Source organism: Corallococcus aberystwythensis (genome assembly GCF_003612165.1).
Lineage (GTDB): Bacteria > Myxococcota > Myxococcia > Myxococcales > Myxococcaceae > Corallococcus > Corallococcus aberystwythensis.
In genome coordinates this window covers 1-24519 of the sequence record NZ_RAWK01000008.1, presented here as the reverse complement: position 1 = coordinate 24519, position 24519 = coordinate 1, and the positions used below count along the sequence as shown (strand labels likewise).

Sequence of the window (24519 nt, the reverse complement as noted above, 5' to 3'; positions counted from 1 at the left end):
GGCGACCTCCGCAGCTCAAGGCCGGACACCGCTGCGCCATCCTGACCGGCCATGAACTGGCCCATTCCGCTGAAGACATCAATTTCCAGCGCGGGTGCGGTGGTCCCGCGCGGACCGCGCCGTCCCCAGGAGGCGATTGTGATGGCGGCGTGGCGTGGTGTTCGGGTCCTCGTGATGCTGCTCTCTGGTGTCTTCGGGTTGGGGTGTGGCGCGGAGGGTGAGGACGTAGCGGGTTGGGGTGAGGCTTCGGCGGCGTTGGAGGCCGAGGCCGGAGTGGAGGCTTCAGGGGGACCGCAGCCCTGTGGCCAGTCCGCGCAGCTGGTGAGCGACCTGCGTCCCGGCACGGAGGGCTCCGCGCCGGAGCGGCTGGTGGAGGTGGGCGGGAACGTCTTCTACGCCGCGGATGACGGCGCGTCCGGCAGCGAGCTGTGGGTGACGGACGGAATCAACACGGCATCGCGCCGGGTGAAGGACGTGCGGCCCGGGGCGTATGGCAGCACGCCGCGCTTCCTCACGCGGATGGGCGGGCGGCTGTTCTTCGTCGCGGACGACGGGGCGCGTGGGCCGGAGCTGTGGCTGTCGGACGGCACCGAGCAGGGCACGGTGCTGGTGGCGGACATCCGGCGCGGGGCGCAGGGCGGCGCGCCGGACGGGCTGACGGTGGTGGGCGCGCGCCTGTACTTCACCGCGGATGACGGCGTGCACGGCCGCGAGCTGTGGAGCACGGATGGCACGGCGAAGGGCACGCAGCTTACGCAGGAGTTCGCGCCCGGCCCGGGCTCGCTCTTCCTGGACGACCTCACGGAGTGGAACGGGAAGCTCGCGCTGGTGGCGTACAGCGAGGCGTCGGTGACGCTCTGGGTGCTGGAGGCGCGCTCCGGCGCCGCGCGAGTGCTCTTCCGGGGCCCGGCCTGGACCGCGCTCTTCGCGCTGACGCCAGCGGGCAATGACCGCCTCTTCTTCCTCGTGGACATGGGGCTGGGCGAGGCCGACCTCTGGGTGACGTGGGGCCTGCCCCTCCTCACCTTCCCGGTGCTGCACTTCCCGGGGGACTACCCGTCGGAGCTCACGCCGCTGGGCAACGCCGTGTACTTCATGGCTGGCGCGGAGGGCTTCTTCGGTGAGCCCGGCGACCTGCTCCACGGCGGCGAGCTGTGGAAGAGCGACGGCACGCACATGGGCACCCGGATGGTGAAGGACGTGCGGCCCGGGCCGCGGAGCTCGCTGCCCTCCGGACTGACGGTGATGGACGGACAGCTGTACTTCGCGGCGGATGACGGCGTGCACGGCCGCGAGCCGTGGCGCTCCGACGGCACGGCGCAGGGCACGGTGCTCGTGCAGGACCTGGAGCCGGGCTCGGAGAGCAGCACCCCCATGGCCTTCGCGGCGGCGGACGGGTGGCTCTTCTTCTCCGCGACGACGGCCAGCCGGGGCCGTGAGGGCTGGTACTCCAACGGCGCCCCGGGCCACGTGGACCCGATGCGCGACATCGCGCCCGCGGGGCTGAGCGCCAACCCGCGAGGCTTCGTGCGCGCGGGGGGCTCCGTCTTCTTCCTCGCCACCGACCCGGACCAGGGCGAGGAGCCCTGGTCGCTGCCATTCCTCCCCGCGGCCCGCTGCGGCCGCAGGTAGTCCTTCAGGCCGCGCGCAGCACCGCGGGCGTGGGGTGCAGCCCGCCTGTGTTCGGCGCGGGCAGCACCACGGTGGGGCCCAGGCCCGGGGCCAGCATGTGCGCGGTGAGCAGCGAGGACGGGTGGAAGTTCACGAACGACGCGTCGTGCGCGGAAGGGCCCGCGAAGAGCTTCTCCACCACCATGGACGCGTACTGCTCCAGCGAGTCCTCGCGCGTGTTGCCGTTGAGCACCACCTCCCAGCCCATCTGCTCCGCGAAGCGGCGCACGCCGGGGATGCGCGACAACAGCGGCGTGAAGCTCTCCGTGCTCACGCCGTTCTCGCTGACGACGAAGACCTCATTCGCGGTGGCCACCGCCAGGGACATGTTCCCCTGCGTGTGGCCGGGCGTGCTCAGGAGCGCCGCGCCCTGGCCCAGCCACGTGTCCCCGTCCAGCAGCACCACGCGCTCCTCGGGGATGTCCGCGCCGCCGGGCACGAACCACACGTGCTGCATGGGGTGCAGGTGCTTCACCATGGTCCACTCCGCGCGCTGCACCAGCAGCTTCGCCCGGGGGAAGACGGGCGGCGTGCCGTCACCGCCCAGCCAGCCGCGCAGGTCCTGGATGTGCAGGTGGTCGAAGGCCAGGTAGTCCACGTCCGACGGCGTCAGCCCCAACTGCTCCAGGTGGCCCTGCACCGTGCCGTGGCGGGTGGACATCACCTTGTCGGAGAGGAACGCGCCGTAGCGCTCGCGCAGCGCGCGGTAGAAGGGCGCCGCGTGGCCCCGCTCGTAGTCGGTGGGGTTGAAGAGCAGGGTGCGCCGCTGGCCGGTGCCCGCTTCCGCGAACTGCACCACCTGCATGCGGTTGGTCATCATCACGTACGGCGCGGGTGACAGCGCCGCGCCGCTGAAGGCGAACAGCGTGGGGTAGGGGAACGTGATGAGGTCGCAGGTGGCCACCGCCGCCACCGGGCCCTCCCGGACGAAGACCTCCCGGGCCTCCAGCGCGGCGCGGCGCAGCTTCTGGAGCCGGGGGCCGGGTGAGCGCTCGGCGCGGGCCTCTGGCAACAGGGGCAGGGGACGGAATGGGGCGGAAGCGGAAATCATGACGCGACTCCCTTCGGGCAGGGGGACGTGCCCCCTGGCTGGCCGGTCGGCGTGCCACTCCGAGTCTAGCGCCGCCAGAAGGGCAGCGACACGTGGCCCCTTCGCTGTATAGGGTCGCAATGGCGATGGCGAGGAAGTCCGACGACACCCTCTCGGGAGATGTTCAGCCGGAAGACATCCGGCTGGAGGCCTCCCTGCGCCCGCGCACCTTCGACGAGTACGTGGGGCAGGGGGCGGTCGTCGAGAAGCTCAAGGTGTACGTGGCCGCGGCCAGGAGCCGGGGTGACGCGCTGGACCACTGTCTGTTCTCCGGCCCCCCCGGCCTGGGCAAGACGTCGCTCGCGCACATCATCGCGAACGAGCTGGGCGTGGGCGTCCACGTCACCAGCGGCCCCGCGCTGGAGAAGAAGGGAGACCTGGCGGGTCTGCTCACCAACCTCAACGAGCGGGACATCCTCTTCATCGACGAAATCCACCGCCTCAACGCCGCCGTGGAGGAATACCTCTACCCGGCGATGGAGGACTTCCGGCTGGACATCACCATCGACACCGGGCCCGCCGCCCGCGCGATGAAGATTGATCTGCCGCCCTTCACGCTGGTGGGCGCCACCACGCGCACGGGCCTGCTCACGTCCCCCTTGCGCGACCGGTTCCAGATTCAAGAGCGCCTGGAGTACTACGAGCCGAAGTTCCTGGAGCAGATATTGGACCGCTCCGCGCGCATCCTCGGCGTGCCCCTGGACCGCGCCGCCAGCCGTGAAATCTCCACCCGTTCGCGCGGCACGCCCCGCATCTCGAACCGCCTCCTGCGCCGGCTGCGCGACTTCGCCCAGGTGGAGGGCAACGGCCGCATCACCTACGACCTGGCGCACGACTCGCTGAGCCGCCTGGGCGTGGACGCCAGCGGCCTGGACGCGATGGACCGGAAGATTCTCCTGACCATCCTGGAGAAGTTCGGCGGTGGCCCGGTGGGCGTGGAGACCATCGCCGCCAGCGTGGGCGAACAGCGCGACACCATCGAGGACGTCTACGAGCCCTTCCTCATGCAGGAGGGCTTCCTCATGCGCACGCCCCGGGGCCGCACCGCCACGCTGCGCACCTACCAGTACTTCAAGAAGACGCCGCCCCCCAGCTCCCCGCAAGGGGCGCTCTTCTAGCCCGCACCTCTTTACGCCATGAGCCAAGCCCCCGCGCCCGCCGTGCCCACGGTCCTCTCCAGTCCCCGCGACTACTACGGCGACCTGATGCGCGCCTCGCAGGCCACGCGCGCGGGCTTCCTCGCGGAACGTGAGCGCTGGCTCCGCGGCGTCCCGGTGGAGGGGCGCGAGGAGCTGCTCTTCGAGTTCGAGATGTGGCTGCGCGCCGTGGAGCGCTACCTGAACCTCCACAACTCCGTGGTGGACTCCCGCGCCCGGCCGCTCGTCACGCGCGACTTCCACGAGGAGCTGGTGGACGTGCGCGACGCCATGGAGCGCGCCGTGCGCGTCGCCCGGCACCTGCAGGACCCGGACAGCGACCCGAAGATGGTCTTCCGCAAGTACGTGGAGACCCAGCTCGCGGACGACCGCGTCCGCCGGCTCCTGATTGAAGAGGAGCTGGACCAGGAGACCCCGCCGGAGAGCCTCTTCGTCGTGCGCGAGGCGTTCGACGCGCTGAAGAACCTGCTCGACAACCTGCTCCAGCTGCCGCTCATCGGCCTGTCGTTGTTCCAGGACGTGGGCAAGCTGACGCTGCGGGAGATCGTCCTCAACCGCTACTTCCGCCCCTTCCGCCCGCTGGAGTTCCGCGTCGAGTACGACCGGCTGCGCTCCGTGCGCCTGCTGGACGTCCTGGGCACGCTGCCCGCGGACACGAGGCCCCTCTTCACCACCGCGTTCCTGGGCCTCTTCCGCGTGCTGCACTACCTGACGCACGTGGATCCAGAGTCCCAGCCACCCGTGCCGCGGCGCGTGCGCGTGCTCCTGTCCCTGGTGCGCGGCGAGGTGGCCGCCGTCGCCAGCTACCTGCACACGGAGCTGTCCCCCAAGGCCGGCGCCCGGCACCTGCAGGCCGCCACGCTGCGCGCCGCGCGCGACCTGGCCCGGGAGACGGACCGCATCGCCCGCGAAGTGCTGGTGGACCTGGACCGCGACCCCGCCGCCCCCCTGCGCGCCGCGGAGGCGTTCACCACGCTCTTGCGTCAGCAGATCGTCGCGCTGGTGGACGCGCTGGCCCCCAACGGCTCGCTGGGGGATGAAGCCTTCGCCCACCTCACCAGCGCCCAGGACGCCGCGCTGCGCCTGCGCAAGGACCTGTGGGTCTACGCCCAGCTCTGCCGCGCCGCTGAAAGCCACCTGCGCTCGGAGGACGTGGCGTCCGCCGAGCACGTGCTGGAGGCCCTCAAGTCGTTCCTCGACTACTTCCACGACGGCGGCTACCAGCTGCTGCGCTACGCGGACTACGACGCCTTCGACCGCTTCACCTCGCTGCTGGTGGAGCTGCCCTGGCCGCCGGAAGGCCCCGGCATCCGCAGCCGCCTGGCGGAAGACCTCCGGCGTTTCTCACAGACGCTGGAGACCACCTTCCACGCCGTCAGCCGCCGCTCCCTCCTCCAGGGACGCGGCTTCGACAGGCCGGACGCGGAAGCCCTGCGCGATCGCTTCCTGCCGCCTGCCCGCTGACCCGGCCTCCCCGTCATGATTTCCGTCAAGCCCCGGACTCCCGGTGAGTCCCGGGAGCGCGTTTGCTTCCAGGCACTCGCCTGCGATAGAGACGCGCCATTGTTGCGTGGGTGACACGCACTCCCGGTTGGCGCGAAACCATCCGGGGGCGCCGGGGTCCGAAGGATGGATTCCGGACATCGCTGTCACGGTGGGAGGAGCAGTGGTGGGTTTCCCAAGAGGGGTGTCCCGGCCCCGGTCCAGCACGGACCCCGTCCCGGCCCCTGCCACGCCAGCAGTTCCGGGGGGTTGTGAAGGGCAGGGGGCCCCCGCAAGGCAATTCTTGTGTCACAGCCCCGTGGCATGTTGATTGCTCCTATGTGCACCGCGTCAGACCGCCGTGGAACGGCCTGACGGGGCCGTACACCGCGTATGTCAGTACAAGCAGTCCCTAGAGGCGACACCGACATGCTCCAGCTCACCGACTTCCAGCGCACCCTCTCCCAGCCGGCCATCTGCCGCGGCGTGGGGCTTCACTCCGGGTTGCCCGTGACGTTGACCCTGAAGCCCGCGCCCGCGGGGCATGGCATCGTCTTCGTCCGCACGGACCTGGCGCGCCCGGTGAGCATCCCCGCGCTGGCGGAGTTCGTGGTGGACACGTCGCTGGCCACCACCCTGGGCCGGGACGGCGTGAAGGTGGGCACGGTGGAGCACCTGATGTCCGCGCTGGCGGCGCTGGGCATCGACAACGTGCGCGCGGAGCTGGACGGGCCGGAAGTGCCCATCATGGACGGCAGCGCGGCCCCCTTCACCCACGCCATCATGGACGCGGGCTCCCATGAGCTGGACGCGCCGCGCGAGTACCTGGTCATCAAGAAGAACGTGGTGGTGACGGACGGCGACAAGCAGGCCTCGCTCACCCCCGCCCGGCGCTTCCGCATCAGCTGCACCATCGACTTCGAGCACCCCGTCATCCAGGGCCAGTCCTTCGACGTGGACGTGAACGACCGGGGCTTCTCGCGCGAAATCTCCCGCGCCCGCACCTTCGGCTTCCTGCGCGACGTGGAGAAGTTGAAGACGCTGGGCCTGGCGCGCGGCGGCTCGCTGGAGAACGCCGTCGTCGTGGACGAGTCGGCCATCCTCAACCCGGACGGCCTGCGCTTCCCGGACGAGTTCGTGCGCCACAAGATCCTGGATGCCATTGGCGACGTGTCGCTCTTTGGCCGGCCCGTGATTGGCCACATGACGGCGTTCAAGACGGGCCACGCGCTCAATCACAAGCTCGTGCGCAAGGTGCTGGCGGACCCCTCCAGCTTCGACATCGTCACCTCGCGCCGCCGGGACGTGGAGGGCCGTGAGCCCGGGCGCGGAAGCCTCGCGGGCGCGTTGGAGCTGGAGCCCCTGGTCGCCTGAACGCGGGGCTGTCAATTCCTTGCCAGCCCCGAGGACCTCTATTAAGTCGGCGGGCTATGTCCATGCGCTCTACTCGCATCGCCCTGGCCGCCCTCCTCGCGGCATCCCTCACCGCCGGCTGCAGCAAGGAGAAGGCGCCGGCCAATGCCCAGGCGCCCGCCGCGCAGGCCCAGGCAGCCAATGCCACGGAGCCTTCGCCGGACACCGTGGTGGCCACCTTCGGCACCAACGAGAAGGTCACCTTCGGTGAGCTCAACGAGCGCATCAAGGAGCCGCTGGCGAACCTGGACAAGCAGAAGTTCCAGCTGCGCAAGCGCGGCCTGGAAGGGCTCGTCACCGAGCGCCTGGTGAAGGCCGAGGCGACGAAGCGCGGCATCACCGAGGACCAGCTGCTCAAGGCGGAGATCGACGACAAGATCCCCGCGCCTCCGGAAGAGAAGATCAAGGAGGTCTTCGAGGGCGCCAAGGGCCAGCTGCCCCCGGGCGCGACCTACGAGCAGATGAAGCCGCAGATCGTGGACTTCCTGTCCGGCCAGCAGAAGCAGGAGGCGGCCCAGAAGTTCTTCGACACCCTGCGCCAGGGCGCCAACGTGAAGTACGAGCTGCCCGAGCCCCCGCGCCCGCCCGCGGAGCGCAAGCAGGTGGCCGCCACCGGCCCGTCCAAGGGTCCGGAGGGCGCGCCCATCACCATCGTGGAGTTCAGCGACTTCCAGTGCCCGTTCTGCAGCCGCGCCATCGCGTCGGTGGACCAGGTGACGAAGACCTACGGCGACAAGGTGCGCCTGGTGTTCCGCCAGTTCCCGCTGGACTTCCACAAGCAGGCGCAGAAGGCCGCGGAGGCCTCGCTGTGCGCCAACGACCAGGGCAAGTTCTGGGAGATGCACGACAAGCTCTTCGCCAGCCAGCAGGCGCTGGGCGTGGATGACCTGAAGAAGTACGCGGGCGAGCTGAAGCTGGACACCGCCAAGTTCAACTCCTGCCTCGACTCCGGCGAGAAGGCCGCCACGGTGAAGGCGGACATGGCGGACGGCTCCAAGGTGGGCGTCAGCGGCACGCCGGCGTTCTTCATCAACGGCATCATGCTGTCGGGCGCGCAGCCCTTCGAAGAGTTCAAGAGCGTCATCGACGCGGAGCTCAAGGGCGCGAAGTAGTCCTCTGCAGCGCGTCGCGGGAGGGATGCGGTGGCGTCCAGACCCAAGGCCACGCCCCGCGTGAGCGGTGAGGCGGCTTCGCTCGAACTGGAGCGGCCGCTCGCCGCCGTCGTTTCTCCCACCCGGCCCCTTTCGGCGCACTTCCTGGCGCCGGAGGGGCTGGTGCTCCTTCCGGAGTCCCACGGCGCGTCCGGCTTCTTCGCCGGCAGCCTGGAGACGCTCTCGGTCGAGGAGGTCTTCGCCCAGATTCTTTCGGGCATCCGCACCGGCCAGCTCGTCGTGCAGCACGGCGGCGTGCGCCGCACGGTGGCCTTCCGCGACGGGCAGGTGGTGTTCGCCACCTCCAGCGAGCGCTGGGAGCGCCTGGGCGCGGTGATGGTGCGGCTGGGCCTGCTGACGGAAGCGCGGCTCACCCAGGCGCTGGCGCAGGTGACGCCCGCGCGCCGCATTGGCCAGGTGCTCACGTCGCAGGGGCTCGTGTCGGAGGCCAGCCTCTACAGCGCCATGACCTTCGTGGTGCGCGAGGTGGTGCTCAACCTCTTCGAGATGGTGGAGGGCAGCTTCCTCTTCCTGGAGGCGAAGGCCCCGGCGGTGGACGCGGTGAAGCTGCCGGAGCGCACGCGCGACCTGGTGCTCACCGGCATCAAGCGCGCGGAGGAGACGGGCCGGCTGCGGCGCCGCTTCCCGGACGACATGCGCGTGACGCCCGGCCCCCAGGGCGCTCTGCCTGGCGAGGAGGCCCTGTTCGCGACGCTGGGCGGGGGCACCACGCTGGGCGCGCTCAAGGCCGCCTACGCGGGCAGCCAGTACGCCTTCTACAGCGGGGTGGAGGAGTCGGTGCGCGGCGGGCACCTGGCCGTGCGGGCCGCGGAGGCGCCTCCGGCACCGGAGCCCGCGGTGGAGGGCATGGCCTGGGAGCTCCTGTCCGCGGAGGAGCGCTACAACCTCCTCCTGTCGCTGGTGCACCGCGCGCTGCGCGAGGCGGGCCGCGACGTGGACCTGCTGCGCGGCTTCGTGGAGGCGCCGCCCCCGGGGCTGGAGAACGCCTACCAGGGCGTCACGCTGGGGCCGGACGGGCGGGTGGACGTGGCCCGGCTGCGCGCCAACGTGTCCACCAGCGGCGGTGAAGCGGTGGGCCGCGCCATGGCGCTGGAGGCGCTGGACGCGTTCGTGTCCTACGCGCTGTTCTCCGCGCGCAACGCGCTGCCGGCGGACGTGGCCGAGCGGCTGGCCAACACCTACCGCACCCTCCAGGGCGGCCTGTCGTAGGCGCGGCTCCAGCGCGAAGTTTCCACCGTCGGACAGCGCACACCGCCCCCGTGTGCCCCTGGCGTGCCCGGAGGTGGGTGCCCACGTTCCTCGCCACGGCTGGTGGCTGGCGGGGGACGAGCGACATGGGCGCGATGCGGATGTTGGGGTGGGGAGTGCTTCTGCTGAGCACGGCGTGTAGCGCGTCCCGGACGGCGGTGACGAAGGCGGAGCCCGGCACGGGCGGTTCGGGCTCGGGGATGGCTTCGGACGAGTCCGCCATCGCGTCCACCACGCGGCGCTACGTGGACGAGGACCTGGGGTTCGAAATCATCCGGCCCACGGCGGAGTGGCAGCTGGATGAGACGAACGAGCGCACCCCGGAGGGGCTGGCGATTCCCGTCATCCTGCGCCACCGCGTGACGGGGGCCCAGGTGGTGCTGCAGGTGGCGCCCGGCGTGGCCACGCCCGTGCAGTTCGCGGAGCGGCTGACGGTGGGGCTGCGCCAGCAGCCGGGCTTCACCACCACGGATCCACAGCCCATCGCGCTGTCGGACAGCGCCGTGGGCTTCGACTTCCAGGTGGGGGAGGGCGTGCGCGGCAAGGTGGCCGTGCGCGAGGGCAACGGAGGCCGCGTGCTGATGATGCTGGCCACCTGGCCCACGGAGGCCTCCGCTGGCATCACGGAGAGCGTGGACGCCCTGATGGCGGGCGTCCGTCCGCTCCCGGAGCCGAGCGTCGCGGTGCGCTCCACGCCCCGGACTCCTTGACCCCACGCGGCGCACGCGTGGGGCAGGGGTGCCGGAGCCTTGCGTGGACTACGCGCGGGCCGGCTTGCCCTTGGCGGCCTTCGGGGGCCTGGCGGCCTTCGGAGCCTTCGCGGGCGCTTCCGCCTTGGTGGGCTCCGGCTGCGTGGCAATGCGCGCGGCCTGCTGGCGCACCAGCTCCACCAGCGTGCGCGCGCCCACGCCCGTGCCACCCTTGTTGAGGTAGCCGCGCTCCTTGGGGCTGTTGGACGGGCCGGCGATATCCAGGTGCACCCAGGGCGTGTCGCCCACGAACTCCTTGAGGAAGAGGGCCGCGTTGATGGCGCCGCCCCAGCGCTCGCCGGAGTTCTTCATGTCCGCCACTTCCGAGCGCAGCGCGTCCTTCTGCAGGTCGCTGACGGGCAGGCGCCACATCTCCTCGCCCGCGGCGCGCGCGGCGGTGAGCACGCTGTTCACCGTGTCGTCGTCATCGCCGAAGGCGCCCACGATGTAGTTGCCCAGCGCCACCATGCACGCGCCCGTGAGCGTCGCCAGGTCGATGATGGCGGACGGCTCGTGCTCGCCGGCCCAGGTGATCATGTCGCCCAGCACGAGGCGGCCTTCCGCGTCCGTGTTGGTGATCTCCACCGTCTTGCCGTTGCGCGCCGTGAGGATGTCGCCCGGCTTGTACGCCGTGCCGGACGGCATGTTCTCGCACGCGCCAATGAAGGCGTGCACGGGGAAGGGCGGCTTCACCACGGAGCCAATCACCTTCATCGCGGCCAGCACCGCGGCGGACCCGGCCATGTCCGTCTTCATCTCCACCATGCCCTCGGTGGGCTTGAGCGACAGGCCGCCCGAGTCGAACGTGATGGCCTTGCCCACCAGCGCCAGCGGGGCGCGCTTCGCGTCCTTCGCGTTCTTCGGCGTGTAGATGAGGTGGATGAGCCGGGGCTCCTGCACGCTGCCGGCGGTGACGCCCAGGAACATGCCCATGTTCAGGCGCTCGATCTCCTTGCGCCCGCCAATCTCCGCGGTGAGCCCGCCCTCCTTGGCGGCCTGCTGCGCGGCCTGCGCCAGCTTCGTGGGCGTCACCACGTTGGGGGGCTCGTTGACCAGGTCGCGCGCCCAGTTGACGGCCTCCGCCAGCTTCAGGCCCAGGGTCAGCGCGTCGTCCAGCGCGCGCGACTTCTCCGTGCCCTCCGGCAGGGACAGCGTGGCGCGGGTGAGCTTGGGGCTGCCCTTGTCCTCGCGCGCGGCGGACTTGTACTTGTCGAAGCGGTAGACGCCCAGCTCCAGGCCCTCCACCACCGCGCGCACGGCCGCCACCGCGTCGTCCGTGGCGGGGACGCGGAAGCCGATGGCGGTGGCCTTCAGCCGCTGCGCCGTCTTCGCCGCGCGGCCCGCGGCCAGCCGCAGCACCTCCGGCTGGAAGCGCGCGCGGTTGCCCAGGCCCAGCAGGAGGACGCGGTCGGAGCCCAGCTTCCCCAGGGTGTGCAGCAGGAAGGACTGGTCCGCCTTGCCCTTGAAGCCCTCCTGGGTGGCGGCGGCGCGGAGCTTCCCCTCCAGGGCCGAGTCCGCGGCCGCAAGCGGCGCGGGGGCGGAATCACCCAGCTCGCCCTCGAAGAGGGGGATGACGAGCAGCTCACCGCTCACCGGCGCGGCTTCACCGGAGACGAGACTGAATTGCATGGCGACTTGGACTCCTGGACAGAGGGAGGGGGTGATCCGAGGGGCGCGACTGTAGACGCGCCCCGTGTTGCTCGCAAAGCGCTGGTTGCCACTCGGGCATTGCAATGCCCCGGCGCGCTGGATAGCTGTGCTCTCCCAATGCCCACCCTGTTGCTGCATTTGACGGCCATCGAACGGTTGGCCGCCCATCCGGACGGGCTCCCCGCCGACTGGGTGCGAGCGCTGTCCGAGGACCTGCCGTACGCGCGCTTCGGCGCGGCGCTGCCGGACCTGCCCCTGTGCGCCGGCGTGCGCGGGGGCCTGGGCGTGCTGATGCAGCCGGAGACCGGCTGGCCCCCCTTCGCGCGGCTGTACCACGAGCACGCGCCGGTGGGCCTGGGCCTGAAGATGGCGGAGCTCGTCGCCTCCGGGGCCCTGGTGGGCACGGAGGCCGGGCTGGCCATCCTCGCGGGGTACTTCACGCACCTGAGCCTGGACCGGCGCCTCCACCCGCTGGTGGACCGGCTGGTGCTGAGCTACCGCCGCAAGGGGGAGCGGGCCTGGGACGCACGGCGTCAGGTGGAGTGGGCCCAGACGCTCTTCTTCCTGCGCGAACAGGACGGCACGGACGGCGTGGGCACCGCCCGCATCCGGGAGAAGTTCCAGGTGGTGAAGAGCTCCGGCATCCCGCTGCGCGGCATCGGCCGGGGCATCTACGAGCTGGTCCGGCTGGCGTCACAGGACCGCGTGGGGCAGGCCCCCACCAAGGCGGAGCTGGATGGCTGGGTGCGCGGCCTCTACGTGTCCGGCCTCTTCCTCTCCAGCCCGCTGGGGCGCGTGCGCGCGCTGCCGGCGTACTCGCAGCTCTCCTTCCAGGAGCTGTACCGCAATGATCACTTCGACTTCGCGGTGGAACTGGACGCCGCGCTGGAGGTGACGCGCGGGCTCATCAAGAAGCTGCACGGCTACATGGCGCGCGGCACCTACACGCCGCGCACGCGCGCACGGTTCATGGAGGAGTTTCCGGAAGGCACCCTGGGCGCCACCGCCGCGTAGTGAACGGATCCACACGGCCCGCGCCGGGGTGCCGTGTCCGCGTGCAGGGCATCCAACCGATCGAGCAGGTTGCCCTCGAGGGCGTGGCGCTATCCGAAGCGGGGAGTGCCTCCTATCCTCGTTAGGGAATGACGGTCTTCCTCCTCATGGCGGCGGGTGTGTTGGCGGGTGGTTTGGGGTCGCTCCTGGGCATCGGGGGCGGCATCGTCCTGGTGCCGGTGCTCGTGTTGGGATTCGGAATCCCACTGGACCAGGCCGTCCCCGCGAGCCTGATGTGCGTGGTGGCCAACTCCTGCGCCGCCGCCGCCAGCTACGTGGAGAACAAGCTGAGTGACCTGCGGCTGGGGCTCACGCTGGAGCTGGCCACGGTCATGGGGGCCATCGTCGGCGGGCTCGTCGCCGCCTTCGTCGCGGAGGCGATGGTGGCGGTGGTGTTCGGCCTCTTCACCCTCTTCGTGTCGCTGCAGATGCTGCTCCTGCGCAATCCCCGCCAGGAGCCCGCGACGGCGGCCAACTACGTCCCCGGCAACTACCCGCTGGGCATCTCCGGCTCCTTCGTGGCGGGCGGCCTGTCCGCGCTGCTGGGCGTGGGCGGCGGCCCGCTGAAGGTGCCGCTGATGACCTACGGCATGCGCGTGCCCTTCAAGGTCGCCAGCGCCACCAGCAACCTGATGGTGGGCGTCACCGGCGCGGCGAGCGTCGCGGCCTACGCGTGGCGCGGCAATTTGAATCTGGGGCTCGTGGCGCCGTTGGTCGTAGGGGTGCTGGCCGGAGCCTCCGTGGGCAGCAAGCTGATGCTGAGGACGCCGACCGCGGTGCTCAAGAAGCTCTTCGCGGCCGTCCTGTTGATTGTGGCCGGACAGATGTTGTGGAAGGGAGGGGAGGGGTTGTGGCCGAGCGTATGGAAATGAGTGAAGCCGAGCCTGAAATACCCGGAGTCCACCCGTCGGTGATGTATCCGGAGGCAGGACCGCCACGCCGCAATGTACGGGCGAGGTCGGTGGCGTTGGACGCGGAGTTCCCACAGGAGCTCTCGCAGGAACCCATCACCCAGCCGGAGGCGCTCCCACGCGAGCGCCGGGGCGTCAGGCGGCTCGCCGCCGGGGAACGGTGGATTGCCCGCGTGCTGCGCACCGGCGCCATCACCAGCGGGTGCATGTTCGTCGCGTCGCTCGCGCTGGAGTTGCTGCCGCGCGACGAGTCCGTGCACGTGGCCATCGACCTGTTGCGCAAGGGTGCGGCGTCCATGCTGCTGGTGACGCCGGTGGCGCGGCTGGCGATGGCGGGCACGCTGCTGGGCCTGCGCGGCGAGTGGCGCTACGCCGCCATCGCCGCGGGCGTCATCGGGTTGCTCGCGCTGGCGGTGGGCGCGGGCTTCCAGGCCTGACGCGAAGCCGGATGCAATGAACCGCGCGCGGGGCTACACGCCGCGCGCGGCGAAGTGCGCGAGGACGTTCTTCACCTTCGCCACCTCGTCGTGCTGTTGCAGGTCCTCGTACATGGGCAGCACCGCCTCGAACTGCTCGCGGGCCGCAGCGTAGTCCTGGAGGTAGTAGCAGGACAGCCCCAGGTCCCACCGCGCGCGGGCCTCGTAGACGTGGTCATGCAGCCCGCCGTACACGTCCACCGCGCGCAACAGGTGCGGCCGCGCGTTGTCATGGTGGCCCAGCAGCCCCTCCGACTCGCCCAGCAGCAGGTGCCCCAGCGCGAGCGCCTCCGCGTCCTCGCCCTGCTCCAAGAGCGGCACGGCCTCCAGGAAGCGCTTGCGGGCGGGCTCGTACTCGCCCCTGGCCATGCGCAGGTCGCCAATGTCCAGGAGCAGCCGCGCGATGCGCTCGTTGTTGCGCGTCTGGCGGTAGAGGATGAGCGCCTCCTGGTACTTCTCCTCGGCGCCGTCGGCCTCGCCCATGGCGCGCAGGGACTCCCCGATGCAGGCGCGCGTGAGCGCCTCGCCCTCGCGGTCGCGCGCCTCGTTGAAGAGGAGGGCGGCGGTGGCCATGTGCTCGATGGCGCCCTTGTGGTCCTCGAAGTGGGCCTTCACCACGCCCAGCCCGAAGAGGGCCTGCGCCTGGCCGGGCTTGTTGCCCGCGGTCTTGAAGAAGCCGTAGGCCTCCTCGTAGTGCTCGCGGCTCTGCGCGTGGTCCTCCAGCATCCCGTACAGCTCCGCCAGCTGCACCAGTCCCTGGCCCACCTCCGAGGGCGAGCCGGTGATGCGCAGCGGGGCAAGCGCGTTCTTCTGCTTCTGGATGGCGTCGGCGATGTGGGCGCGTTCGTTGTCGGACGGGTGCATGTCAGTTCTCGTGAACCTTGCGGCGGCGGGCGGCCCTGTCCAGCGAATCGTGCTTCTCGCCCCCTTCAGCGCCGTTGCCATCGGGCTCGGCGTTTCCGTTGCGCTCGGCCTTCTCCTTCTCGTGGACGAGCAGCGGGGAGAAGAAGCAGTCCTTCTTCGTGTACTCGTCGAAGGCGAACGCGAAGCGGTAGCTGGCCGCCGCGCGCTGGTTGCAGTCCGTGCGCTCGCAGAAGCGGCAGGAGATGCCGCTGGGGATGGCGTCCTTGCGCAGGTCGTTGGTGGGCAGGCCGTACGCCAGGTACTTCGCGTTCTCCGCGTGCGTGCCCAGGCCGATGGAGTACGCCGTGCCCTTCACGATGGAGCCCTCGATGGGCTGCAGCTGCACCTTCGCGAAGCAGAAGTACGTCGTGCCGTCCGGCATGATGGAGTACTGGCGCGTGAGCTGGGACGGGTTGAGGAACGCCAGGTGCACCGCCCACTTCGCGCAAGAACCGCCGCCCGAGGCGAAGCGGATGCCGGTGCCGCTGTAGCGCTTGGAGATGTTCCCGGCGATGTCCGCGCGCAGGAAGTGGAAGGGCAGGCCCTGGCGCTTGGGGTCGGACAGGTTGCAGATGCGGTGGGCCACCGTCTCGTAGGTGGTGCCGAAGACGTTGGAGAGCAGCTCCACGTCGTAGCGCGTGCGCTGCACCTCCTTGAAGAACTCGCCGTAGGGCAGCATCAGCGCGCCGGCGAAGTAGTTCGCCAGGTTGACCTTGATGAGGCGCTCCGTCTCCCCGTGCCGCATGCGCCCGGCGCCCAGGATGCGCTCCACCAGCTTCTCGCGGTCCATCACCATGAGGCCCATGGACGCGGCCACCTGGAACTTCAGCGGCTGCTCCGTGAGGTCCGGTGACAGCGTGAGCGTGCGCGTGTCCAGGTCCAGCCGGCGCACCACGGACGAACCGCTGGCCGCGCGCTCGATCTGCACCTTGAAGTCGAAGCGCTCCTCCAGCATGCGGATGAGCTGGCTGCTGGTGAGCTGCTGCTCCAGGCGGAAGTCGCGGCGCAGGCCTTCCGCCTGCTCCTCCAGCTCCGGGAAGTAGTTGCGGTGCTTCTCCAGGAAGTCGCTGACCTCGTCGAAGGGCGAGTAGTCAAAGCGCACGCCCGGCGTGTTGCCCATGCCGGAGGGGGAGCCCTGGGTGCGCGTGCGCTCCTCCACGTTGAGCTGCGCGAGCACGTTCTCCAGCTGCGTGCGCGTGTTCTTGTAGAGGTTGAACAGCGCGGCCACGGTGCCGGCCAGCTTCGGCTCCGCGGACAGCGACTGGAGCGACTCCGAGTCGATGTCCAGGCTCTTGAGCAGCGGTTCGTCGAGCAGCTTCGCCAGGGCCTCGTCCACGCGGCCCTCGCCCAGCGTGGACATGAACTGCTCGGGGTCCTGTTCGAAGTAGCGCAGCGCCTTCCACAGCAGCGGGAAGGGCATCACGCGCTTGCCCTTCTCGATGAGGTTCAGGTACGCGGGCGAAACGCCCAGGTCCTTGGCGGCGTCCGCCTGCTTGATGTTGCGTTGCAAGCGGAGGCCTCGAAGCTTCAGCCCCACGTTCGCGTTCAGCGCGTTGTCGTTGTTCATGGCTCCAACCCCCGGCGGGCCGCGTCAGGAGGCGCGCTCCAGCACCGGGTCTCTGCATCCACTCTGCAAACCGATTTACCGATTTGCAATCAACGTTTTCGGTTCGCCGCAACGCTGTCCCGCAGGCGACGCGCGAAGGGTTGACTGCCCCCACCCTGGCCTTGGTGGGACGTAATCCCATGTAATCACGGCACTTTCAGGCGGGCCCGCTGTGCGGCGGCGGCACCCGGACACCCCGTTGTCAACCCTTGACTGACGCAGTGCGACAGGCGCTGGGGAAAAGTCAGTAAACGGGCGCCATATTTTTTACAAAGAATCAACGCGCGTCCGGGGCCCGCTGGAAGACGAGGGCGACGTTGGTGCCGCCGAAGCCGAACGAATTGCTCATGACGGCGTCCACGCGCGTCTCACGGGCGGTGTTGGGCACGCAGTCGAGCGGGATACGCGGGTCCTGGTTCTCCAGGTTGATGGTGGGGGGCAGCACGCCGCGGGTGAGGGCCAGGATGCTGATGACGGCCTCCGCCGCGCCGGCCGCGCCATTCATGTGGCCCGTCATGGACTTGGTGGAGGAGATGGCGAGCGACTTCGCCGCGTCACCGAAGACGTGGGCGATGCCCTCCATCTCCAGCACGTCGCCGATGTCCGTCGAGGTGCCGTGGGCGTTGAGGTAGCCGATGTCCGCAGGGGACAGGCGCGCGTCCTTCAGCGCGGCCCGCATGGCGCGCTGGGCGCCCTCGTGGCCGGGCGCGGGCGAGGTGACGTGGTACGCGTCGGAGCTGGCGCCGTAGCCGGTCAGCTCCGCGAGGATGCGGGCCCCCCGGGCGCGGGCGTGCTCGTACTCCTCCAGGATGAGGAGGCCCGCGCCTTCCGCCAGCACGAAGCCGTCGCGGTCCTTGTCGAACGGGCGGCTTGCCGCCTGGGGCGCGTCGTTGCGGTTGGACAGGGCCTTCATCGCGGCGAAGCCGCCCACGCCCAGCATGGAGATGGGGGCCTCCGCGCCACCGGCCAACGCCACGTCGAACTCACCGCGCTGGATGCCGCGCAGCGCTTCGCCGATGGCGTGGGCGCTGGTGGAGCACGCGGAGTTGGTGGACCAGGACGGGCCCTTGATGCCGTGGCGCATGGAGATGTAGCCGGGCGCCATGTTGATGATCATCTGGAGGATGAAGAAGGAGCTGATGCGGTCCGGCCCCTTCTCCAGCGCCTTCCGGTGCGTCTCCTCCAGGCTGCTGATGCCGCCGATGCCGGAGCCGACGATGACCGCCACGCGCTCCGCGTTCTCCGGCGTGATGACGAGCCCCGCGTCCTCGAGGGCCATGTCCGACGCGGCCACCGCGAACTGCGCGAAGCGGTCCATGCGGCGCACCTCGCGCCGTTCGATGTAGGCCTCCGGGTTGAAGCCCTTCACCTCGCCGGCGAAGCGGCAGTCCAGCGCGCTCGCGTCGAACAGGGTGATGGGCCCCACGCCGCTCCTGCCGTTCACCAGCGCGTCCCAGCTGGCTTCCACGCCGATGCCACACGGGCTGATGAGCCCCATTCCCGTCACGACCACGCGCCGCTGTTCCATCGCGTACTCCTTGACCCCAATCATGGACCGGGATGGTATTATGACCATCCTTCCATGAGTTCAAGCCCAAGGAGCCTTCGATGAGCGAACAGCCCGGGAATCCGCGCACGCGGACGGTGACGTGGAGGGACCCCCGCGAGGGCGCCGCCGCTGCGAAGACGCTGTCCGGCCTGGAGTACCTGCGCGCCATCCAGCGCGGGGAATTGCCGGGGCCGCCCATCGCGGAGCTGATGGGCTTCTCACCGGTGGAGGTGGAGGAGGGCCGGGTCGTGTTCGCGGTGAAGCCGGGCGAGCACCACTACAACCCCATTGGCATGGTGCACGGGGGACTTGCCGCGACGCTGATGGACTCCGCCATGGGGTGCGCCATCCACACGATGCTGCCGGTGGGCGCGGGCTACACGACGCTGGAGTTGCACGTGAACTACGTGAAGGGCATCGCGCACGACACGGGCCAGCTTTTCTGCCGGGGCGAGGTCATCCATCTGGGCGGCCGTGTGGCGACGGCGCAGGGGCGGCTGGTGGATGAGAAGGGCACCCTCTACGCGCACGGCACCACGACGTGCATGGTGTTCCGGCCGCCGGGCGCGGGCGGCAAGGAGTAGGGGCGATGCGCTACACCGCTGAACACAAGCAGGCCACGCACGCGCGCATCCTCGCGGCGGCGGAGAAGCTGTTCCGCGCGGAGGGCTTCAGCGGTGCGAGCGTGGAGCGGGTGATGCGCGCCGCGGGCCTGACGGTGGGCGGCTTCTACGCCCACTTCGCCTCCAAGGAGGCGCTGCTCGCGGAGTCGCTGCGCGCCTTCATGTCGGGGAACAGGTCGCGCTGGCTCGCGGGGTTGAAGGTGTCGCGGGGGACGGAGTTCCTGGAGCGCTTCGCGAGCCGCTACCTGGACCAGTACGACCGGGACACGGGCGAGACGGCCTGCATGATGCCGTCGCTCCTGTCGGACGTGACGCGCGCGACGCCGGAGGTGCAGGCCGCGTTCGCACAGGGGCTGGAGGACCTGGTGGGCGAGGCCCAGGCCCAGCTCCCCGCGCGCGAGGGCGCGACGCCCCGGCAGCAGATGCTGGCGACGGTGGCGCTGTGCTTTGGCGCGATGACGCTCGCTCGAGCCACCGCGTCCCAGCCGTTGGCGGAGGAGATATTGGATGCGGCGCGCGCGCTGCTCATCGCGGGGGCACCCGTGGAGGAAGAGGTGAAGAAGACCTCGCGGAAGAAGACCCACTGATGCCGGACCGGGTGAGCAGGGTGGACGCAATGCAGACGCTGGTGGCTCGCGCGGGGCTTCTCTGCCTTGCGTTCATGCTGGGCGCGTGTGCCTCCGCGCCGGTGGCTCCCTGGGAGGACGAAGCCCCCCTCTACTACCGCATCACGTACACGCGCGACCCCACGCCGGGCCTGAACGTGGAGGTCTTCCCCTCGCGGTCGTTTCCAAAGGACTTCCTCTTCCGTCAGCCGGGGCGGGTGGAGTCCATGGTCGTCACGGACCTCAACGGCACCCAGTTCGAGTTCACCCCCAGGGCGGACGGACGGGTGTCCGTGCCGAGCAGAACGCGCGTCATCCGCTACCGCTACCCGCTGACCGCCTCCCCGAAGGGCGGCGGCCGCCACCTGTTCGGAGGCATGGGGGAAGGGGACACGTGGCACGTGGCCGGCAAGGCCTATCTGCTGACGCCTGCCCGCGTGACGCCCGGCATGCGCGCGGAGCTCACCGTGTCCGGCACGAACGAGCTCCTGCCCTGGAAGCCCGACGCCAACGGCGTCTACCTCCTGCGTGGCGCGGACCTCATCGACGCGGGCTTCCATGCTTTCGGCGGCAGGCGGTGCAAGGTGCGCAGCGGTGGGTCCGTGCTGGAGGTCGCGCTGCTGGGCCACTTCACGCACCTCTCCGACGAGGACCTCTGCCTGTGGCTCTCGCAGTCCGCGCATGAAGTGACGAAGGTGCGCAGGCGCTTCCCGTACCCGCGCGTCACCGTGCGCGTCGTGCCCGTGCCCGGCGACAGCACGCCCGGCGTCTTCGGCATGGTCCAGTGGAGCTCCCCGCCCAGCATCTCCATCCTCGTGGGGCAGGACGCCACCGCCGCGTCCTTCTCCCGTGACTGGGTCGCCATCCACGAGATGCTGCACCTCACGCACCCCACGTTGATGCCCCGGGTGGCCTGGCTCACCGAGGGCCTGGCCACCTACTACACGGAGCTCGCCCGCGTCCGCTCCCGGCGCCAGACGGCCGAGCGCGCCTGGCAGGAGCTGACGGCCGGCTTCGCGCGAGGCCAGGCCGCCGCAGGCTCCCGCACCATGGAAGCGGCCGTCGCCGAGGAGCGGAACTTCCAGGCCATCTACTGGTCCGGTGCGCTCTTCGCGCTCCACCTGGACGTGGAGCTGCGCCGCGTGACGGAAGGCCGCGCCCGTTTGGAGGACGTGCTGGAGTTGCTCGCCACGCGCGGCCCCACTGCGACGCTCGAAAGCTTCGGCGCCGCCGTGGACACGGTCGCGGGCCAGCCACTGTTCGATGCGCTGCTCGCCCGCCACCTGCCGAAGCCCGCCTTCGCGGAGCTGGACCCCTTGCTGGAATACCTGGGCGTCCGAATTGACCCGGGTGGCGTCAAGCTCCATGCTGCGCCGGGCAGTGTGGTGCGTGAGGCATTGGACCTCGGGCCGCCTCCGGGCGACGCGGGGTGAGCACCCGGAAGAGGGAAAGGGCTGTAACCGGCTTTTCGGGTGTCGCGTAACGCATGCATCCGCGAGGTCCGCGGCATCCGTAGATGAGGTCCGCCATGTTCCGCAGCGTCCTGATGCTCGCCGCCACCCTGTCGCTGTCCGCGTCCGCCGCCGAGCCCGCGCCTTCCGACAAGCGCTTCGTCTTCCATGATCCGAACAGCCGCGACACGGTGATGTTCGTGCTGGACGCGCCGCTGGAGGTCATCAACGGCCTGTCCAACCAGGTGACGGGCCGTGTGGAGGTGAAGGGGCAGAAGGTCAGCGGCCACTTCCAGGTGCCGGTCTCCTCCATCAAGACGGGCAACGAGACGCGCGACGGCCACCTGCAGAACGACCGCTGGCTGGACGCGGCGAAGTTCCCGGACATCGTCTTCGACTTCAAGGACGTGGCCCTGCCCGCGCCGCTCGCCAACGCGAAGCCCGTGGTGCTGAAGACGAAGGGCACGTTCACCATCCATGGCGTCACGCGCGAGGAGCCCGTCGAAGTGACGGCCACGTACCTCCAGGAGACGGCCGAGACGAAGAACCGCGCCGCGGGCGAGCTGCTGCGCGTGCGCGCGAAGTTCCAGATTCCCCTGGAGGCCTACGGCATCAAGCGCACCGAAGCGCTGCTGCTGAAGGTGGGCGAGCGGGCCGAGGTCACGGTCGACGCCTGGGGCTCCACGCAGTTCAAGCCGTAACCGTTGTCTGTCCCCCCGTAGTCACACCCCACGCGGTACGAAAGGAAGCAACACATGAACGTCAAGGCTCTTGCGGCGGTCGTCGGCACCCTGTCCCTCAGCGCGCTGGCCACCGGCTGCGCGTCCAACAAGGCGGCCGAGGGCAGCAAGGTGCACGCCGCGTCGCCGGGCGCGGCGGAAGGCGCCGAGGCCAGCTGCAGCAACAAGCCCGCCGACGCCGCTGCGCCCGCCGCCGCCCCCGCCGCGACCCCGGAGAAGGGCGCCGAGGGCAGCTGTGGCGCCGGCTCCTGCGGCTCCGGCTCCTGCAGCGGCAAGAAGTAGTCATCCCCCGGGAGGGCCTGTGTGACAGGTCTCCTCCCAGGCTCGCGGGCGGCGGGAAGAGTCCTTCCTGCCGCCCGTGTTGTTTCCACCCTTCGCAATCCGCAACAGGAGCGCCGCATGCCGTCCCCCCGCTATGCAGACCGCCATGGATTGAAGCCGCTGGGGGCGGGCATCGGGCTGCGCCGCGACTTCTACGAAGCGCTGCCGCGCACGCCTCGCGCGCTGGACTGGGTGGAGATCATCCCGGAGAACTTCCTCACGCTGGGCGGACGTTCCCAGCGCGCCCTGGACGCGTGCCGCGAGCGCTGGACGTTGTTGCCGCACGGCGTGGGCCTCAACATCGGCGGGCCGGATGCGCTGGATGACGACTACGTCACCCGCCTGGCCGCGCTGGTGAAGCGGCTGGACGCGCCGTTCTTCTCCGACCACCTGTGCTACTCGCGCCTGGGCGGCGTGCACCTGCACGACCTGCTGCCGCTGCCCTTCACGGAGGCCGCGGTGGAGCACGTGGTGCCGCGCGTGCGTGAGGTGATGGCGCGCGTGGAGCGCCCCTTCCTCCTGGAGAACCCCAGCTACTACGCGGCCATGCCGGGCGGCACGCTGAAGGAGGCGGACTTCCTGCGCCAGGTGGTGGAGGCGGCGGACTGCGGCCTGCTGCTGGACGTGAACAACGTCTGGGTCAACGCGAAGAACCACGGCTATGACCCGCGCGCCTTCGTGGACGCGCTGCCCCTGGAGCGCGTGGTGCAGGTGCACCTGGCCGGCCATGACGTGGGCGACACGGTGCTCATCGACACGCACGGCGACCGCGTCTGCGACGACGTGTGGTCGCTGTACCGCTACACCCTGGAGCGCACCGGCCCGGTGTCCACGTTGATTGAGTGGGATCAAGCCATCCCGTCCCTGGACGCTGTACTGGATGAAGCGGATCAGGCGCGCGCGGTGCTCGTGGAGGGTGCGCGATGAAGTCGTCGCTGAAGCACTTCTTCGACAGCATGGACACGTACCTCGCGGGGCCTCCCGGCGCGGAGGGGCTGTTGAAGCTGTCCGCGTCGCACCCGGGCTGGGACGTGGATCCGGAGCGCATGGCGCTCTACGGCCAGTTCGTGCGCGGCCACGTGCGCTCCACGCTGGAGAAGCTCTTCCCGCTGACGCGCAAGGCGCTGGCGCCCGAGGCGTGGGACGCGCTGGTGGAGGGCTACACCCGCACGCGGCCCGCGCGGCACTACGAGCTCAACCGCCTGGGCGAAGGCTTCGCGCCCTTTGTCGCGGATGCCATCGCCGCGAAGGGGCTGCCGCCGTTCCTGCCCGCGCTCGCGCGCTTCGAGTGGACGGACTTCGCGGTGTTCTCCTCCGAGGAGGACATTCCGGAGGCGGTGGAGCGGCTGACTCCCAACCCCACGCTCACGGTGCTGGAGCAGCCCTACCGGCTCTGCGCGTTCGTGCGGGCCCGCGGCGCGGAAGCAGCGCCCGTGGAAGGCGAGGAGCTGGCGCTGCTCTGGCGTCACCCGGAGCGGCTGATGACCTTCTACATGGAGGCCACACCGCCCGCGCTGCTGGTGCTGAAGATGGCCGTGGAGGGGCTGTCCGAGGAGGCCGTCGTCCAGGCCACCGGCATGGCCGCCGGGGAGGTCCACTCGGCGGTGGTGCGCTTCGCGACCGACGGCTTGGTGCTGCTGCCCGCCGTTCAGTGACGAACGTCGTCTTCCAGGCGCTTCGCCGCAGGACGTCAAACGCCGGAAGGCCTTCGTGGATCCATTCGTGAAGATGCGCGGCTAGGGTTGCGTCCAACATCGCGCAGGAAACCCACCCGGAGGATTTCCCATGAAGAAGACGCTGACCGCCGTGCTGCTGTCGCTGACCCTCGCCGCGCCCGTCATGGCCAAGGACATCGCAGGCGTGAAGTACCCGGACACCGCCACCGTGGCCGGCAAGGAGCTGAAGCTCAACGGGGTGGGCCTGCGCAAGAAGGCCATCTTCAAGGTCTACACCCTGGGCCTCTACGTGGAGAACCCCACGCAGGACGCCACCGCGCTGCTCAACGCGGATGAGGTCAAGCGCGTGCGCATGTTCATGAAGCGCGACCTCAAGAAGGAGCAGATCACCGAGGCCATCGAGAACGGCTTCAAGAAGAGCGCGGGCGCGAACATGCCCAAGCTCCAGGAGCGCCTGGACAAGTTCAAGGCCGCCATCCCCGCGGAGGTGAAGGAGGGCCAGGAGCTGAACCTCACCTACGTCCCCGGCAAGGGCACCACCGTGCAGGTGACGGGCGGGCAGTCCATCGACGTGGAGGGCAAGGACTTCGCGGACGCGCTCTTCTCCGTGTGGCTGGGCAAGGACCCCGTGGACGGCGGCCTCAAGGACGGCATCCTCGGCAAGGACGACTGACCCTCGCTTTCACCGGCGATCCTTCACGCGCCCCCGGAGCGTCCCTTCTTCACGGAAGGGGCGTTTCGCGGGGCGCTGTCGTTTCACGCGGAACGCCATTGCTTCAATGGTGGACAGCGCGGGACGCCCCTGCCACACGCGGATGCGTTGAAGCTGGAATGCCCCCACGCATCCGGCGTTGATGCGCGCCGGATTCTCACCCCTTGTCCGTGCTGGAGAACGCTGTGAAGCGACTGGCCCTGTTCGCCGCCACCTGTGTCCTTGGCGCCGCCTGCAAGACGGCGGAGCCCACCCCCGAAC

The 24519-nt window shown here is 70.2% G+C and carries 23 protein-coding genes; 18 read left to right on the top strand and 5 right to left on the bottom strand.

The genetic code is table 11. The features are described 5' to 3' along the window. Positions 1-141 precede the first annotated feature (141 nt). On the top strand, positions 142-1632 hold the full coding sequence (locus tag D7W81_RS02165) for an ELWxxDGT repeat protein (protein WP_120553630.1): 1491 nt from the start codon (positions 142-144) through the stop codon (positions 1630-1632). Between the two features lie 4 nt (positions 1633-1636). Here the strand turns inward: D7W81_RS02165 and D7W81_RS02160 are convergent, their stop codons facing one another. Beyond that, on the bottom strand, positions 1637-2722 hold the full coding sequence (locus tag D7W81_RS02160; protein ID WP_120553629.1) for an MBL fold metallo-hydrolase: 1086 nt from the start codon (positions 2720-2722) through the stop codon (positions 1637-1639). Positions 2723-2841: 119 nt separating this feature from the next. On the opposite strand from D7W81_RS02160, the gene ruvB reads away from it, so the two are divergent. The 6 genes from ruvB (at position 2842) to D7W81_RS02130 (ending at position 9943) form a co-directional block, all read left to right on the top strand. Continuing rightward, entirely contained in the window at positions 2842-3879 is a 1038-nt protein-coding gene (gene ruvB, locus D7W81_RS02155; protein WP_120553628.1) for a Holliday junction branch migration DNA helicase RuvB, read from the top strand. An 18-nt stretch (positions 3880-3897) separates the two neighbouring features. Continuing rightward, entirely contained in the window at positions 3898-5382 is a 1485-nt protein-coding gene (locus D7W81_RS02150) for a hypothetical protein (protein WP_120553627.1), read from the top strand. Between the two features lie 447 nt (positions 5383-5829). Further along, complete coding sequence (gene lpxC / locus D7W81_RS02145) at positions 5830-6774, top strand: UDP-3-O-acyl-N-acetylglucosamine deacetylase (RefSeq protein WP_120553626.1); 945 nt, start codon at positions 5830-5832, stop codon at positions 6772-6774. Positions 6775-6830: 56 nt separating this feature from the next. Further along, entirely contained in the window at positions 6831-7925 is a 1095-nt protein-coding gene (locus D7W81_RS02140; protein ID WP_120553625.1) for a thioredoxin domain-containing protein, read from the top strand. 30 nt (positions 7926-7955) lie between these two features. Next, a complete protein-coding gene (locus tag D7W81_RS02135) occupies positions 7956-9194 on the top strand; it encodes a DUF4388 domain-containing protein (protein WP_120553624.1) in 1239 nt (412 codons plus the stop codon). Positions 9195-9319: 125 nt separating this feature from the next. Next, a complete protein-coding gene (locus D7W81_RS02130; RefSeq protein ID WP_120553670.1) occupies positions 9320-9943 on the top strand; it encodes a hypothetical protein in 624 nt (207 codons plus the stop codon). Between the two features lie 48 nt (positions 9944-9991). Here D7W81_RS02130 and D7W81_RS02125 read toward each other — a convergent pair whose 3' ends face one another. Continuing rightward, positions 9992-11611, bottom strand: a complete 1620-nt coding sequence (locus D7W81_RS02125) for a leucyl aminopeptidase (RefSeq protein ID WP_120553623.1) — start codon at positions 11609-11611, stop codon at positions 9992-9994. Between the two features lie 138 nt (positions 11612-11749). Between D7W81_RS02125 and D7W81_RS02120 the strand changes: the two genes are divergently transcribed. The 3 genes from D7W81_RS02120 to D7W81_RS02110 all read left to right on the top strand — a co-directional run bounded on the left by D7W81_RS02120 (position 11750) and on the right by D7W81_RS02110 (position 14033). Continuing rightward, positions 11750-12646 carry a hypothetical protein gene (locus D7W81_RS02120; RefSeq protein ID WP_120553622.1) on the top strand — a complete coding sequence of 299 codons (897 nt, stop codon included), beginning with the start codon at positions 11750-11752 and terminating at the stop codon, positions 12644-12646. A gap of 128 nt (positions 12647-12774) precedes the next feature. Further along, positions 12775-13557: a sulfite exporter TauE/SafE family protein gene (locus D7W81_RS02115; RefSeq protein ID WP_120553621.1), complete on the top strand. Its 783-nt coding sequence runs from the start codon at positions 12775-12777 to the stop codon at positions 13555-13557. Then, positions 13554-14033 carry a hypothetical protein gene (locus tag D7W81_RS02110; RefSeq protein ID WP_244226918.1) on the top strand — a complete coding sequence of 160 codons (480 nt, stop codon included), beginning with the start codon at positions 13554-13556 and terminating at the stop codon, positions 14031-14033. Before D7W81_RS02115 ends, D7W81_RS02110 begins: the two co-directional genes overlap by 4 nt. Positions 14034-14066: 33 nt before the next feature. Here D7W81_RS02110 and D7W81_RS02105 read toward each other — a convergent pair whose 3' ends face one another. From D7W81_RS02105 to fabF, 3 genes are all read right to left on the bottom strand, one after another. Further along, entirely contained in the window at positions 14067-14936 is an 870-nt protein-coding gene (locus D7W81_RS02105) for a tetratricopeptide repeat protein (protein ID WP_120553619.1), read from the bottom strand. 1 nt (position 14937) lies between these two features. Then, positions 14938-16542, bottom strand: a complete 1605-nt coding sequence (locus D7W81_RS02100; RefSeq protein ID WP_120553618.1) for a helix-turn-helix domain-containing protein — start codon at positions 16540-16542, stop codon at positions 14938-14940. Between the two features lie 316 nt (positions 16543-16858). Then, a complete protein-coding gene (gene fabF / locus D7W81_RS02095; protein ID WP_120553669.1) occupies positions 16859-18109 on the bottom strand; it encodes a beta-ketoacyl-ACP synthase II in 1251 nt (416 codons plus the stop codon). Between the two features lie 80 nt (positions 18110-18189). Between fabF and D7W81_RS02090 the strand changes: the two genes are divergently transcribed. The 8 genes from D7W81_RS02090 (at position 18190) to D7W81_RS02055 (ending at position 24219) form a co-directional block, all read left to right on the top strand. Continuing rightward, a complete protein-coding gene (locus D7W81_RS02090) occupies positions 18190-18714 on the top strand; it encodes a PaaI family thioesterase (protein WP_120553617.1) in 525 nt (174 codons plus the stop codon). Positions 18715-18719: 5 nt separating this feature from the next. Beyond that, entirely contained in the window at positions 18720-19340 is a 621-nt protein-coding gene (locus D7W81_RS02085) for a TetR/AcrR family transcriptional regulator (RefSeq protein WP_120553616.1), read from the top strand. Continuing rightward, entirely contained in the window at positions 19340-20791 is a 1452-nt protein-coding gene (locus D7W81_RS02080) for a M61 metallopeptidase family protein (RefSeq protein WP_244226917.1), read from the top strand. The genes D7W81_RS02085 and D7W81_RS02080 overlap by 1 nt, the downstream gene beginning before the upstream one ends. Before the next feature lie 95 nt (positions 20792-20886). Then, positions 20887-21510, top strand: coding sequence for a YceI family protein (locus D7W81_RS02075; RefSeq protein WP_120553615.1), 624 nt, complete (start codon positions 20887-20889; stop codon positions 21508-21510). 54 nt (positions 21511-21564) lie between these two features. Continuing rightward, entirely contained in the window at positions 21565-21831 is a 267-nt protein-coding gene (locus D7W81_RS02070) for a hypothetical protein (protein WP_120553614.1), read from the top strand. Between the two features lie 117 nt (positions 21832-21948). Continuing rightward, complete coding sequence (gene bufB, locus D7W81_RS02065) at positions 21949-22797, top strand: MNIO family bufferin maturase (protein ID WP_120553613.1); 849 nt, start codon at positions 21949-21951, stop codon at positions 22795-22797. After that, on the top strand, positions 22794-23525 hold the full coding sequence (locus D7W81_RS02060) for an HvfC/BufC N-terminal domain-containing protein (RefSeq protein WP_120553612.1): 732 nt from the start codon (positions 22794-22796) through the stop codon (positions 23523-23525). Before bufB ends, D7W81_RS02060 begins: the two co-directional genes overlap by 4 nt. Before the next feature lie 130 nt (positions 23526-23655). Then, positions 23656-24219: a chalcone isomerase family protein gene (locus D7W81_RS02055; protein WP_120553611.1), complete on the top strand. Its 564-nt coding sequence runs from the start codon at positions 23656-23658 to the stop codon at positions 24217-24219. The last annotated feature ends 300 nt before the right edge of the window (positions 24220-24519 follow it).